Source organism: Bradyrhizobium ottawaense, assembly GCF_002278135.3.
GTDB lineage: Bacteria > Pseudomonadota > Alphaproteobacteria > Rhizobiales > Xanthobacteraceae > Bradyrhizobium > Bradyrhizobium ottawaense.
The window spans coordinates 5,031,533-5,043,607 of record NZ_CP029425.2; the positions used below are offsets into that span (position 1 = coordinate 5,031,533).

The 12,075-nt window shown below is 64.1% G+C and carries 15 protein-coding genes; 2 read left to right on the forward strand and 13 right to left on the reverse strand.

Features of this window, described 5'->3' with window-relative positions; genetic code table 11:
• Positions 1 to 37 precede the first annotated feature (37 nt).
• The 6 genes from CIT37_RS24220 to CIT37_RS24245 all read right to left on the reverse strand — a co-directional run bounded on the left by CIT37_RS24220 (position 38) and on the right by CIT37_RS24245 (position 3,468).
• Positions 38 to 280 carry a hypothetical protein gene (locus tag CIT37_RS24220; RefSeq protein WP_028145226.1) on the reverse strand — a complete coding sequence of 81 codons (243 nt, stop codon included), beginning with the start codon at positions 278 to 280 and terminating at the stop codon, positions 38 to 40.
• A gap of 82 nt (positions 281 to 362) precedes the next feature.
• Positions 363 to 563: a hypothetical protein gene (locus CIT37_RS24225; RefSeq protein WP_028145227.1), complete on the reverse strand. Its 201-nt coding sequence runs from the start codon at positions 561 to 563 to the stop codon at positions 363 to 365.
• A 13-nt stretch (positions 564 to 576) separates the two neighbouring features.
• Positions 577 to 762: a hypothetical protein gene (locus CIT37_RS24230; protein WP_028145228.1), complete on the reverse strand. Its 186-nt coding sequence runs from the start codon at positions 760 to 762 to the stop codon at positions 577 to 579.
• 141 nt (positions 763 to 903) lie between these two features.
• Positions 904 to 2,172, reverse strand: a complete 1,269-nt coding sequence (locus CIT37_RS24235) for a cytochrome P450 (RefSeq protein WP_095425885.1) — start codon at positions 2,170 to 2,172, stop codon at positions 904 to 906.
• Between the two features lie 90 nt (positions 2,173 to 2,262).
• Positions 2,263 to 2,589, reverse strand: coding sequence for a hypothetical protein (locus CIT37_RS24240; protein ID WP_018320980.1), 327 nt, complete (start codon positions 2,587 to 2,589; stop codon positions 2,263 to 2,265).
• Positions 2,590 to 2,694: 105 nt separating this feature from the next.
• Entirely contained in the window at positions 2,695 to 3,468 is a 774-nt protein-coding gene (locus CIT37_RS24245) for a ferredoxin--NADP reductase (protein ID WP_091954151.1), read from the reverse strand.
• A gap of 157 nt (positions 3,469 to 3,625) precedes the next feature.
• Between CIT37_RS24245 and CIT37_RS24250 the strand changes: the two genes are divergently transcribed.
• Positions 3,626 to 4,822: an amidohydrolase family protein gene (locus tag CIT37_RS24250; RefSeq protein ID WP_028145232.1), complete on the forward strand. Its 1,197-nt coding sequence runs from the start codon at positions 3,626 to 3,628 to the stop codon at positions 4,820 to 4,822.
• Positions 4,823 to 4,940: 118 nt separating this feature from the next.
• The gene (locus tag CIT37_RS24255) at positions 4,941 to 5,630 is read left to right on the forward strand and encodes a hypothetical protein (protein WP_038946332.1); all 690 of its coding nucleotides are present in this window, start codon (positions 4,941 to 4,943) and stop codon (positions 5,628 to 5,630) included.
• Positions 5,631 to 5,640: 10 nt separating this feature from the next.
• Here CIT37_RS24255 and CIT37_RS24260 read toward each other — a convergent pair whose 3' ends face one another.
• The 7 genes from CIT37_RS24260 to CIT37_RS24290 form a co-directional block, all read right to left on the reverse strand.
• Positions 5,641 to 6,027 (reverse strand): hypothetical protein, encoded by a 387-nt coding sequence (locus tag CIT37_RS24260; protein WP_038946331.1) that lies wholly within the window; start codon positions 6,025 to 6,027, stop codon positions 5,641 to 5,643.
• Positions 6,028 to 6,188: 161 nt separating this feature from the next.
• The gene (locus CIT37_RS24265; RefSeq protein ID WP_028145235.1) at positions 6,189 to 6,644 is read right to left on the reverse strand and encodes a MarR family winged helix-turn-helix transcriptional regulator; all 456 of its coding nucleotides are present in this window, start codon (positions 6,642 to 6,644) and stop codon (positions 6,189 to 6,191) included.
• A gap of 25 nt (positions 6,645 to 6,669) precedes the next feature.
• Entirely contained in the window at positions 6,670 to 7,374 is a 705-nt protein-coding gene (locus tag CIT37_RS24270; protein WP_018320974.1) for an ABC transporter ATP-binding protein, read from the reverse strand.
• A complete protein-coding gene (locus CIT37_RS24275) occupies positions 7,371 to 8,162 on the reverse strand; it encodes an ABC transporter ATP-binding protein (protein WP_028145237.1) in 792 nt (263 codons plus the stop codon). The genes CIT37_RS24270 and CIT37_RS24275 overlap by 4 nt, the downstream gene beginning before the upstream one ends.
• Positions 8,159 to 10,048 carry an ABC transporter permease gene (locus CIT37_RS24280; protein ID WP_028145238.1) on the reverse strand — a complete coding sequence of 630 codons (1,890 nt, stop codon included), beginning with the start codon at positions 10,046 to 10,048 and terminating at the stop codon, positions 8,159 to 8,161. Before CIT37_RS24280 ends, CIT37_RS24275 begins: the two co-directional genes overlap by 4 nt.
• A gap of 147 nt (positions 10,049 to 10,195) precedes the next feature.
• Positions 10,196 to 11,398: an ABC transporter substrate-binding protein gene (locus tag CIT37_RS24285; RefSeq protein ID WP_028145239.1), complete on the reverse strand. Its 1,203-nt coding sequence runs from the start codon at positions 11,396 to 11,398 to the stop codon at positions 10,196 to 10,198.
• 79 nt (positions 11,399 to 11,477) lie between these two features.
• Positions 11,478 to 12,062, reverse strand: a complete 585-nt coding sequence (locus tag CIT37_RS24290; protein WP_018320970.1) for an amino acid synthesis family protein — start codon at positions 12,060 to 12,062, stop codon at positions 11,478 to 11,480.
• Between the last annotated feature and the right edge of the window lie 13 nt (positions 12,063 to 12,075).

Genomic DNA, 12,075 nt, shown 5'->3' on the forward strand with positions numbered 1-12,075 from the left:
GACCGGTCCGCAAGTTTCAGCGGGAGGAACGGCTCTCTCAGGTCTCGTCAGTCTCCGGCGTCTCGTCGAGCCGGTTGGCTGCATGATCCTGATACTGTTCGGTCTGAATGGACTTGCCGTCCATGCCGCGAATGTCCGAATGCTGGGCCTTGTCGCGGTTGGACAGGACCATGTTATCGCCGATCTTGTCCTTGGGCACTTCGGTCAATGCACCGGTGCCGTCGCCCTTGCCATGCATGCCGGATCTGAAGTGCGTCTTGCTGCCGTGCCCACTTGGCATCAGTCTCTCCTCTTGCAGTGATCGCCCGTTGAAAGCTCGGTACTCCCGTTGCACCGGCGTCGGTCGCGGCGGCCGCTGTGGTCTATCTGCCGCCGCCCTTGCCGGCCGCATCGTGGCGGTGATGGGAATCCTGCTCGCCTCCACCACCGGAGACGCGGCTGTGGCTTCGCTGTTCATCGTCCGCAGGCGGCTTCTTCACCTCCAGCGGCGCCTTCGCGTTCTCATGCGATGCCCCGGGGCCGCCCTGACGAATGCTGCTGGGTGTCTTGGTGGATGTCGACATGAATGTCGCCTCCTCAACGGTCTTGCTGGTGTCCCTGATTGGTCGTGTTCTGCTTGATGTTGCCTTGTTGGCCCTGTTGGTCCGGATTTTCCGCGCGCTGCTGGCCGCGCGGAGTCTGATCGGCCGACGTTTGCTTAGTGTCGCCAGTTCCCTTCCGGCTCTGATTGTCCGGCGGAACATTCGGCATTTTGCTGGTCATGATCCAACCTCTCTGAGAGATGGGAATCCCTGGACACGCAACTGTTCCTTCGCATGCCATCAGGTCCCGGTGGACAACAGCAAGCGCCACAGGCTGTTCCGAGCAGATCATGGTCAGCGACGATTTGCCGAAGAGAGAGCCTCACTCCGCCCGAACGGGAGAACGATCAGCCATCGCCGGCGCCGCAGCGGTAAATGTTCCGTGGACCGCGGCCGTGACAGGAAGCTTCGCAATCATGCGAATCCCCGGCCGCTTGCGCCAATGGATCTGCGAGGGATCGACGGCCAGACCAAGTTTCGGCCAGCGCACGAACAGCGCTTCCAGCGCGCAGGCCGCCTCGATGCGCGCCAGCTGATGGCCGAGGCAGAAATGGATTCCTGTCCCGAACGAGAGGTGACGGTTCGGCTTGCGCTCGAGATCGAGGCTTTCGGGACGATCATGCATCGCCGGATCCATGTTTGCGGCGGCGAGCATCACCATGACACGGTCGCCCTTCTTCAAACGCACGCCTTCGACCTCGACGTCCCGCCGCACATAGCGCGGTTTTGAAAATTGCACCGGAGAGACGAAACGCAAGAACTCTTCCACCGCAAGCCCGGCGCGGCTCCAGTCCTGTTCCAGCCAATCGTGAAGGCCGGGATTCCTGAGCAGCTCGTAGGCGGAACCGCTGATGAGATGCGTGGTCGTCTCGGAGCCGGCTGCAAGCAGCAGAAACACCATCGAGACCATTTCATCCGGCGTGATCTGAGCACCCTCGCGCTCGACCTGGACCAGTTCGGCGATCAGGCCTTCACCGCCCTGCACGCGCGCGGCCTGCAATTGCTGCTCGAGGTAGGCCCGCATCTTGCGAAAGGCCCACAGCAATCGAAAGAAGCTGACGACATTCGTCAGCGAGGACATCGCGTTGCCCCAGGCGATGAATTTGGGCCGGTCGGCCAGAGGCAATCCCAGAAGCTCGGAGATCACTGCGAGCGGCAGGATGCGCGCGTAGCGCTGGACCAGATCTGCTGGCCGTCCCTCCGCGAACAGCTCGTCGGCCAAGCCGTCGGCAATGGCACGGATGCGCGGCTCCATCGCGACGATGGCACGACGGCGAAAGGCCTCGTCCACGATGCTGCGGAGCCTCGTGTGATCTGGCTCGTCCATCGTCAGCATGTTGTTGGCGATGGTCCTGACGAAGCTCGGCATCCACCAGCGCAGACTCGCGACGTCGCCATCCTCCTTGCGCAGCGTGAAGGTGGCGCCGTCTTTCAGCACCTGTGCCGTCGCGTCATGGGTCGTGGTGATCCAGACATTGCCGACCAGGGGAAATCGCGTCGCGACGAGAGGACCGGACATGCGCAACGCCGCGATCGCCTTGGGCGGATCACGAAAGAAGGCCTCGCTTGTGAAATCGAGGCGCGCTGTCATGGGATCACCGGAGTGATTGTTGGCGTCTCACCCAAATGGTATGGGCGGGCCAACGCGCAAGGGTCGGAACTGGCGCGAGGAGACGAAGACCTATCCACGCCCGGGCGAGCGCTGGCCGGTCTTGCGCTGCTGCTGGTTGGTATAGGCGTCCCAATGGCTCCAGCTGCCGTTGCTGAGGCTCTGCATGTCGGTGCCGAGCGGACGGCGCGTGCGCTTGTCGTGATCGGCGATCACGCGCTCGGACTGGGCGATCTTACGCTTGAGTTCCGCGATCGCCTTCTGGGTCTGGCCGTTCCGCTTCGAGGAGGCGATCTCACCCATCGTGAAGCGCGCGGTCTCCAGCGCCTTCAACTCGGCGCGGTTCTTCTTCAACTGGACCCGGTGCCAGGCGATGTTGCTGTCGCTGTCCGCAACCATGTGGGAACTCCGCTGATTCGTTCCCACAGTGTATCAAGCGCCGAATCGGCGCCGCAACGGGCCCGACGCGGCGAAAATGCGGTCTTCTCAAGCAAGAATTGCGTGTTAGCGCTCGGCAAAGGCCTTTTCGACCACGAATTGGGCCGGCTCGCCGTGATTGCCCTCGACAAAGCCGCGCTCTCCCAGGAGCACGCGCGTATCAGCGACCAGTGCCGGGCTGCCGCAAATCATGACGCGGTCGTGGGCAGCCTCCAGCACCGGCAGGCCAATATCGGCGAACAGCTTGCCCGTGGTGATGAGGTCGGTGATGCGGCCGCGGTTGCGGAAGGGATCGCGCGTCACGGTCGGATAGTAGATCAGCTGATTCTGAATGTACTCGCCGATCAGTTCGTCCTTCGGCAGCGTCTCGGTGATCATCTCGCCATAGGCGAGCTCCTTGACGTGCCGGCAGCCGTGCAGCAGCACGACCTTCTCGAACCGCTCGTAGGTTTCGGGGTCCTTGATCACGCTCAGGAACGGCGCAAGACCCGTGCCGGTGCCGATGAGGTAGAGGTTGCGCCCCTCCTCCAAATTGTCGATCACCAGCGTGCCCGTGGCCTTGCGGCTGACGATGATCTCGTCGCCTTCCCTCAAATGCTGGAGCCGCGAGGTCAGCGGACCGTCCGGCACCTTGATCGAGAAGAACTCGAGCGTGTCCTCGTAATTGGCGCTGGCGACGCTGTAGGCCCGCAGCAGCGGCTTCTCCCCGACCTTGAGCCCGATCATGGTGAATTCGCCGTTGCGGAAGCGGAAGGTCGGGCTGCGGGTGGTCTTGAAGGAGAACAGCGTATCGGTCCAGTGGTGGACGCTCAAAACACTTTCCTGATTGAAATTGCTCATCTCACCTTCCCTGTCGCGTCCAATGCGGTTCCGAGGCGGGCAGCTATGCGTCGTTTGTACACGATCATTCGTATACTAATGAATAATCCTGCTTGATCCCGCGGTCAAGGCTGCCCAAGATCGAAAGCGTTGCAGTTAGGAATAAGGAGCCCCTTCCATGGCGCATGACGCACCCCAGGCCGCCGGACCCTCGAAGCTCGTGATCCGGAACATCGGCCTGATCCTGTCCGGCGCCCTGGAAAAGCCGATCCTGGATGGCGACACGATCGTCGCCGAGAACGGCAAGATCACCGCGATCGGCCGCTTCAAGGACGTCGACATCGAAGGCGCGACCACCATTGTCGACGCCCAGGGCACCACGGTGGCGCCGGGCCTGATCGACAGCCACGTCCACCCCGTTGCGGGCGACTGGACGCCGCGACAGAACCAGATCAACTGGATCGACAGCTATCTGCATGGCGGCGTCACCACCATGATCTCGGCCGGCGAGGTTCACATGCCGGGCCGCCCCCGCGACGTCGTCGGCCTGAAGGCGATGGCCATCTTCGCCCAGCGCGCGTTCTGGACCTTGCGTCCGGGCGGCGTGAAGGTTCACGCCGGCGCGCCGGTGATCGAATGCGAGATGGTCGAGGAGGACTTCAAGGAGCTGGCCTCCGCCGGCGTCAAGCTGCTCGGCGAGGTCGGCCTCGGCGGCGTCAAGGACGGTCCCACCGCACGCAAGATGGTCGGCTGGGCACGCAAATACGGCATCCAGAGCACCATCCACACCGGCGGCCCCTCGATCCCCGGCTCCGGCCTGATCGACAAGGACGTCGTGCTGGAGGCCGACACCGACGTGGTCGGCCACATCAATGGCGGCCACACCGCCCTTCCCGACGACCAGATCCGCTGCATCTGCGAGGGCTGCAAGCGCGGTCTCGAGCTGGTGCATAACGGCAATGAGCGCTCCGCTCTGTTCACGCTGCGCACCGCGCGCGAGATGGGTGATCTGCACCGGGTCATCCTCGGCACCGACGCGCCCGCCGGCTCCGGCGTGCAGCCGCTCGGCATTTTGCGCATGGTCTCGATGCTGTCCTCGCTCGGCGAGCTGCCGGCCGAGATCGCCTTTTGTCTCGCCACCGGCAACACCGCCCGGATGCGCGAACTCGATTGCGGCCTCATTGAAGTGGGACGTTCCGCCGACTTCGTCATCATGGACAAGGCCCAGCACTCGCCCGGCAAGAACATCCTGGAGAGCGTCCAGCTCGGCGATCTCCCGGGCATCGGCATGACCATCATTGACGGCATCGTGCGGACGCAACGCAGCCGCAACACCCCGCCGGCGGGCAAGGTGCCGGAGGTGGTGGCGAAGTGACGCAGCCGGAGCGGCACACTGCTCCGCACCTCCCTCGATGGCGTTGAACAAGTCTGCGACCTGCTGCGTCTAACGCAGGCAGCCCCCGGTGGCGGCATTTCATTGCTGGACCATCGACATGAAGAACTCATCGCGAATAGCCCTCGGCGTTGCTGGCGCGGTGGCGGGCTATGTCGCGATCTTTGTGCTGTTTTCCCTGTTCGATTTCGGCAACCGCGCGGACCCGATCACCTCGGGTCTGTTGGGACTGTTCGTCTACTCCCCCATCGGCGCGATCGCCGGCGCGGTGTTTGCCAACTGGCTGGTGACGCGTTCAGGCGAGGACGCAGGCAATGGCAGCGTCGGGCGCAACAGCCTGAAGTCCCTCGGCGTCGTCGTCCTGCTCTGCGTCGCCGGGATCGGCCTCTACATCGCCTACGCCTATGCGACGGCGACGCCCTGGCTCAACCGGAACGGCGGCAATCCCCTGCTCGTATTCGAGGTGCGTTTTCCGGCCGGGGTCACGGTGCCGACATCAGCCCAGGGCATCACCATCGAATTGCAGACCAACCTCAACACGATGCCGGGCGAAGTGACCCCGGCCGCCTTCTATCGTGACGGCGACCAGCCCGTCATCGCAGGCGAAGTCGAGCTCGCGTTTCGAACCTCGCACCGGCAGCTCGCCGTCAATATCGAGGGCCAGCCGAGCCGAACCTACCCGATCGACTTGACGGCCCGGGCGCCGCATACGCCGGAGTTCGGGACCTGGCGGCGGCTCGCCGACGGCAGCGAAATCCGCTACCGCGCCAAATGGCCAGGCAAGACATAAGCGTTCGAGATCAGCGCTTCTTCGCGATCTCGCAACGCACATAGGTCTGGCGCTTGGCCTGCCCGACCGGTCCGTTGTCCATCACCAGCTTGCCGTCGGTTGCGATGGAGACCCGGGGATTGGAGCGAAACTTCTCGCCCTCGCCTTCGCAGGCGAGCTTCATCTTCCAGCCGAGCTTTCCGTCGGCGGTGATCTCGCCGGCGCGGCAGCGCGTCTCGTACCAGTAGAGGCGGTTGCCGCCTTCGATGCTCATGCGGTTGGGGCTGTCGTCGTCGCGGCAGTCCTTTTTGGTAGACGCCCAGAAGCCTTCGTAGGGCTGCGCGGCAAAGGCAGGCGCACTGCCCGCCAGCGCCGCACCGAGAGTGAGGAGCATTACAAATTTCGTGGCGACTCTCATGAATAAAGACCTCGACAGACCCTTCATCGGGATTAGTCGCCAGTCCTCGCACCTTGTTCAACTGCCGTAGCGTGGGCAAAGCGAAGCGTGCCCACCATTGAGAAGTCGTGGGCACGGCGCTTCGCGCCTTTGCCCACCCTACGAGACCGTCTTCGGCACCCTCACCGCAGCTTGTTCAACAACGCCATCAGCATCTCGCGCTCCCTGGGCTCGAGCGGCGCCAGCGTCTCGCGGGTGATGGCCAGCGCGTTCGGCGCGACCTTCTCCGAAAGCTGCTGACCGGCGCGCGTCAGGCTGACAAGGAGCCGCCGACCGTCCTCGGGATCCTGGCTGGTCTCGGTCAACCCGCGCGCCGTGAGCCGATCGATCACGCCCTTGATGGTCGCGACGTCCATCGCCGTCAGCCGGCCGAGCTGGTTTTGCGAGCACGGCCCGGTCTCGGCGAGTTTCGACAATGCCGCCCACTGCGTCGGCGTCAGATTGGTGCCGATATCGCGGGAGAAGATCGAGCTGTGGCGCTGCCAGACCTGGCGCAGGATGAAACCGACCTGCTCGTCGAGCACGTAAGGCGGTTTTCCCGGTTTGACGCTCTTCTTGGCCGTGACGCTTCTCGCCATCCGCTCGCTGCCCCTCCCTTTGCGTTCACAACGACAGATGCGCGTCGCGGATATCCGGACGCGCATCGAGCTCGGCCATGGTGCCGCCGAAGCAGATGCGGCCGCGCTCGATGATGTAGGCGCGATCCGAAATCAGCCGCGCGAAATGCAGATTCTGCTCGGAGACGACGATGCTGACGCCCTCCTTCTTCATGGTCAGGATGGCGTCGACCATCTGCTCCACGATCTTCGGCGACAGACCTTCCGAGGGCTCGTCCAGCAGCACCAGCGACGGATTGCCCATCAGCGTCCGCGCAATCGTCAGCATCTGCTGCTCGCCGCCGCTCATGCGCCCGCCGGGACGGTTCTTCATCTCGCCGAGATTCGGAAACAGCGCGAACAGCTTTTCACGTGTCCAATGCGGCGCGTTCGGACGCTTGGGCTGCTTGCCCACTTCGAGATTTTCCTCGACGGTCAGGTCGGTGAATATCCGGCGCTCCTCCGGCACATAGCCGAGCCCCTCGCGCACGATCTCGTGGGTCGGCTTGGCCGAGACGTCCTTGCCCTCGAACATGATGCGGCCGGTTCGTTGCGCGACCAGGCCGACGATCGAGCGAAACGTCGTCGACTTGCCGGCACCGTTGCGCCCGAGCAGCGCAACCACCTCGCCCTCGCCGACCTCGAAGCCGATGTCGAACAGGATATGCGCCGGGCCATAATGGCTGTTGAGGCCCTCGACGGTGAGCTTCATATTGATGCTCCGTCGCGATGGCGGGCATCGTAGACCAGGCCCTCGCCGAGATAGACCGCCTGCACCTGCGGATTGCCGCGCACCTCGGCCGGCGTGCCCTCGGCGATCAGCGTCCCTCGATTCAGCACGATGATGCGGTCGGCATGCTCGAACACCACGTCCATGTCGTGCTCGGTGAAGAGCACGCCGATCGATTTCTCCCGCGCGATGCTCGCGGTCAGCCGCATCAGGTCGACGCGTTCGCGCGGCGCCATGCCGGCGGTCGGCTCGTCCATCAACAGCAGCTTGGGCTGGTTGGCGAGCGCCACCGCAAGCTCGAGCCGCTTGAGGTCGCCATAGGCAAGCTCGCCGCAGGGCCGATCGGCATAGCCGCCCATGCCGACCAGCTCGAGCAGACGGCCGGCCTCGCCGCGGTCGAACTTCGGCGCCGAGCCGAACAGATTGAACAGCTGCCTCCCGTGCGAGATCAGCGCGACCTGCACGTTCTCGCGCACGGTCATGGTGGCGAAGGTCGCGGTAATCTGGAAGGTACGCCCGACACCCATGCGCCAGATCTCGCGCGGCTTCTTCCCGGTGGTCTCTTCGCCGAGCAGACGGACTTGCCCGGTATCAGGCTTGTTCTGGCCGTTGAGCATGTCGAAGCAGGTGCTCTTGCCGGCGCCGTTCGGCCCGATCAGCGCCAAAATCTCGCCGGCGCGCAGCGAGAACGCGACGCCGCGCACGGCATGGATGCCGCCATAGGATTTGGTCAGACCTTCGACCGCAAGAAGTGGGGGTGCAACACTCATTCGGCAGACTCGATCGGCTTGGCGAGCAGAGGTGATCCCGGCGGCGACGCCTTCCTGCGACGCTGCGCCAGCATCTCCAGCATGCCGACAATGCCCTTGGGGAAGACGACGACGATCAGAACGATGAAACCGCCGAGCACGAGTTTCGACAAATCGGTCTGGCTGACCAGCCAGATGTTCAAGGCCTTGTAGACGATGGCGCCGATCACCGCGCCGGACACCGTCTCGACACCGCCGAGCAGCACCATCACCAGCGCATCGACCGAGAGCGAGATGCCGAGATTGTCAGGGAAGACGCTGCCCTTGAGGTAGGCGAACAGCGCGCCGCCGATGCCGGCGGTCGTGCCTGCGATCACGAAGGCGGTCCACTGGATGCGCTTGGCATTGATGCCGATCGCCTCCGTACGCAGGAGCGAGTCGCGCGTGGCGCGGAGCGCGTAGCCGAATGGCGAGAATACCATGGCCCGCAGTGCGATGGTCACCAGCGCCGCAACGCCGAGCGCCAGCCAATAGAAGTGCGACGGGCTAGCCGCCCATTTTTCCGGCCAAACGCCCAAGATGCCGTTGTCACCGCCGGTGACGCTCACCCACTGGAATGCGATCGACCACACGATCTGCGCGAAAGCGAGCGTCAGCATCGCAAAGTAGACGCCGGAGAGCTGCACGGCGAAGAAGCCGAACACGGCCGCGCCCATGCAGCCGAGCAGCGGCCCGAGCAGCAGGCACACGATCATCGGCAACCCCGCCATCTTGGCGAGGAAGGCGACGCCGTAGGCACCGAGCCCGAAATAGGCGGCATGGCCGAAGGACGCGAGCCCGCCGACCGACATCAGGAAGTGGAGGCTGACGGCAAAGATGACGAAGATCGCGATCTCCGAGCCGACGGTCAGCGCATAGTTGCCGGCGAACAGCGGCAGCGTCGCTGCGATCACGAGCGCGGCAAGCGCTGCAAGCCGCTCGTTCGACGTCAGCGGGCGCCAGGGATTGACGGTGAGACCGGGCGTCTTGCGCGCCGGCGCCTCCGGTTTGCCGAACAGACCCCAGGGTCGCACGATCAGCACCACCGCCATCACCAGGAAGACCAGGATGATGGAAATCTTGGGGAAGATCAGGATGCCGAAGGCATTGAGCTCGGAGACCAGCACCGCCGCGACGAACGCGCCGACGATGCTGCCGAGGCCGCCGATCACGACCACGACGAAGACTTCGACGATGATGCGCAGATCCATCGCGTGATGCACGGCATCCCGCGGGATCTGAAGCGCGCCGCCCAGCGCGGCGAGGAAGACGCCGACCGCGAACACCGACGTAAACAGCCATTTCTGATTGACGCCGAGCGCTGCGACCATGTCGCGGTCCTGCGTCGCCGCGCGTACCAGGACGCCCCAGCGCGTGCGCTGGAACAGCAGCCAGAGAATGCCGAGCACGACGGGCCCGAGCACGATCAGGAACAGATCGTAGCTCGGGATGTTCTGGCCGAAGAAATCGATGGCCCCCTTGAATCCGGGCGCACGACGGCCGACGAGATCGTCGGGCCCCCAAATCAGGACGACGAGATCCTCGACCATCAAGGTCAGGCCGAAGGTCGCAAGCAGCTGGAACAGCTCGGGGGCGTGATAGATGCGGCGGAGCAGCACCATCTCGACCAGCACACCGATCATCGCCACGGCAATCGCGGCCAGCACGATACTGCCCCAGAAGCCAAATGCGCCCGACAGGCGCTCCGTCAGCGTGAAGGCAATGTAGGCGCCGATCATGTAGAAGGCGCCATGCGCGAAATTCACGATCCGCGTCACGCCGAAGATGATCGACAGGCCCGAGGCCACCAGGAACAGCGACGCCGCGCTGGCGAGACCGGTCAGAAACTGTACGACGTAAAAGGCCATCGGCGGTCCGGGTTCGGGGAACTCGTAGGGTGGGTTAGCGCAGCGTAACCCACCACCTTTTCTCGTGTGGCACCGAAAGAGGTGGGTTACGCCGAGCAGATACGCTTTGCGCATCTGCAGGGCTAACCCACCCTACGGCAGCGGGGATCAATCCTTCGGACGCAGCTTCTCGACTTCGGCATCGCTGGGCAGATAGTCCGAGCCCTTCTTGTAGGACGAATCCACCATCACGCCCTTGCCGTCCTTCAGCGCAGTCTTGCCGACAAAGGCACCGAGCGTCGACTGATGGTCGATCTTGCGGAAGGTGATCTCGCCGAATGGCGAGGGCATCGACAGCCCCTCTGCCGCTGTGATCAGCTTCTCCGGATCAGTCGAGCCCGCCTTCGCCAGGATCGCGGCGGCCGCCTTGATGGTCTGGTAGCCAACGATCGAGCCGAGGCGCGGATAGTCGTTGTACTTGGCCTGGTACGCCTTCAGGAACGCGTCGTGCTCGGGCGTCTTGATCGAGTACCAGGGGTAACCGGTGACGATCCAGCCCTCGGGCGTCTCGTCCTTGAGCGGATCGAGATATTCCGGCTCGCCGGTCAGGAAAGAGACAACCTCGCGCCCCTTGAACAGGCCGCGGGTATTGCCTTCGCGCACGAGCTTGACGAGGTCGGCACCGAAGGTGACGTTGAGGATCGCTTCGGGATTGGCGGCGGCAACAGCCTGTACCACGGGGCCCGCGTCGATTTTGCCCTGCGGGGGCCATTGTTCGTCGACCCACTGGATGTCAGGCCGCTTCTCCGACATCAGCTTCTTGAACACGGCAACCGCGGACTGGCCGTATTCATAGTTCGGGGCGATCGTCGCCCAGCGCTTGGCGGGCAGCTTGGCGGCTGCTTCCACCAGCATCGCCGCTTGCATGTAGTTGGAAGGGCGCAGGCGGAAGGTGTATTTGTTGCCCTTCGACCAGGTGACGGCATCGGTCAGCGGCTCGGCCGCGAGGAAAAACACCTTCTTCTGGTTGGCGAAGTCGCTGACGGCGAGGCCGATGTTCGACAGGAATGTACCCGTCAGCATCGCGACGCCCTCGCTCGACACCAGCTCATTCGCCGCAGTCTGCGCGTCCGCCGGCTTGCCGCCGTCGTCCTTCGAGATCACGACCAGCTTCTTGCCATTGATGCCGCCGGCCGCGTTGATCTCTTCGACCGCGAGCTGCCAGCCCTTGCGATAGGGTTCGGTGAACGCCGGCAGCAGCGAATAGCTGTTGATCTCGCCGATCTTGATGTCCTGCGCCAGGGCCGAATGAGCCATGCCGCCCGCCAGAAGCGCAAAGGCCGCGCCGACGAAGTAATTTCTTGCTCGCATCCCAACCTCCAGTTTTTGAGTTCTATGTCTCGATCACGATCTTGCCGGAGAAGCTGTGCCCGCATCTCCGGATCATGCCTTATCTCAGACCGTCCTCGCCCTTTACTTCCGCGACCGTGAGCCCGCCGACGCGCGGCAGCGGACGGCCGCTGTCGGTGACGGCGACCGCGACCATGATCTCGTTGGCGCGCGGCGCGTCGTTGATCTGCACCTCCATGCCGTCGAAATGGCTGCGCACGAACGCGGCGTCCTTGTGCCCGAGCGGAATGTCGAGCGTCGTGCCCGGCCCGCTGCGCTTCTTCGACGAGGGGATCAGCGCCGCGCCCTTGCTCAGAACTTTCCGCACCGGCGCGCCCATCTTGGGGTGGAGGATCGCGGCGGCATGCTCCAGCTCGCCGTTCTCGCCGACAGCGGCAGCCTTGCCGTAGCTCTGCGCCTTCGCGCCATCGATGCCGAGCGCCGCCACGGCGCGCTTCGACAAGAGCTCACCGAGCTCTTCCCCGATCGCGATCAGCGGCGAGAGGTCCTCGACATATTGTCCGGCAAAGGGATTTTCGATCACGGCGATCGCAGCCGCGCGCCGGGTCGGCGGCGAGACCTGGCGGCCCATCTCCATCTGCGTCTCTTCGACGACGGTGACGATCTTGCGGATGATCGCGCTCATGTTTCACTTCCCT

Excerpts from the sequence above, each read along its gene's own strand:
- CIT37_RS24245 (WP_091954151.1), bottom strand. The coding sequence starts at position 3,468 with ATGAGCAATTTCAATCAGGAAAGTGTTTTGAGCGTCCACCACTGGACC.
- CIT37_RS24230 (WP_028145228.1), bottom strand. The coding sequence starts at position 762 with ATGACCAGCAAAATGCCGAATGTTCCGCCGGACAATCAGAGCCGGAAG.
- CIT37_RS24280 (WP_028145238.1), bottom strand. The coding sequence starts at position 10,048 with ATGGCCTTTTACGTCGTACAGTTTCTGACCGGTCTCGCCAGCGCGGCG.
- CIT37_RS24285 (WP_028145239.1), bottom strand. The coding sequence starts at position 11,398 with ATGCGAGCAAGAAATTACTTCGTCGGCGCGGCCTTTGCGCTTCTGGCG.
- CIT37_RS24260 (WP_038946331.1), bottom strand. The coding sequence starts at position 6,027 with ATGAGAGTCGCCACGAAATTTGTAATGCTCCTCACTCTCGGTGCGGCG.
- CIT37_RS24235 (WP_095425885.1), bottom strand. The coding sequence starts at position 2,172 with ATGACAGCGCGCCTCGATTTCACAAGCGAGGCCTTCTTTCGTGATCCG.
- CIT37_RS24225 (WP_028145227.1), bottom strand. The coding sequence starts at position 563 with ATGTCGACATCCACCAAGACACCCAGCAGCATTCGTCAGGGCGGCCCC.
- CIT37_RS24240 (WP_018320980.1), bottom strand. The coding sequence starts at position 2,589 with ATGGTTGCGGACAGCGACAGCAACATCGCCTGGCACCGGGTCCAGTTG.
- CIT37_RS24265 (WP_028145235.1), bottom strand. The coding sequence starts at position 6,644 with ATGGCGAGAAGCGTCACGGCCAAGAAGAGCGTCAAACCGGGAAAACCG.
- CIT37_RS24270 (WP_018320974.1), bottom strand. The coding sequence starts at position 7,374 with ATGAAGCTCACCGTCGAGGGCCTCAACAGCCATTATGGCCCGGCGCAT.
- CIT37_RS24275 (WP_028145237.1), bottom strand. The coding sequence starts at position 8,162 with ATGAGTGTTGCACCCCCACTTCTTGCGGTCGAAGGTCTGACCAAATCC.
- CIT37_RS24255 (WP_038946332.1), top strand. The coding sequence starts at position 4,941 with ATGAAGAACTCATCGCGAATAGCCCTCGGCGTTGCTGGCGCGGTGGCG.
- CIT37_RS24250 (WP_028145232.1), top strand. The coding sequence starts at position 3,626 with ATGGCGCATGACGCACCCCAGGCCGCCGGACCCTCGAAGCTCGTGATC.
- CIT37_RS24220 (WP_028145226.1), bottom strand. The coding sequence starts at position 280 with ATGCCAAGTGGGCACGGCAGCAAGACGCACTTCAGATCCGGCATGCAT.
- CIT37_RS24290 (WP_018320970.1), bottom strand. The coding sequence starts at position 12,062 with ATGAGCGCGATCATCCGCAAGATCGTCACCGTCGTCGAAGAGACGCAG.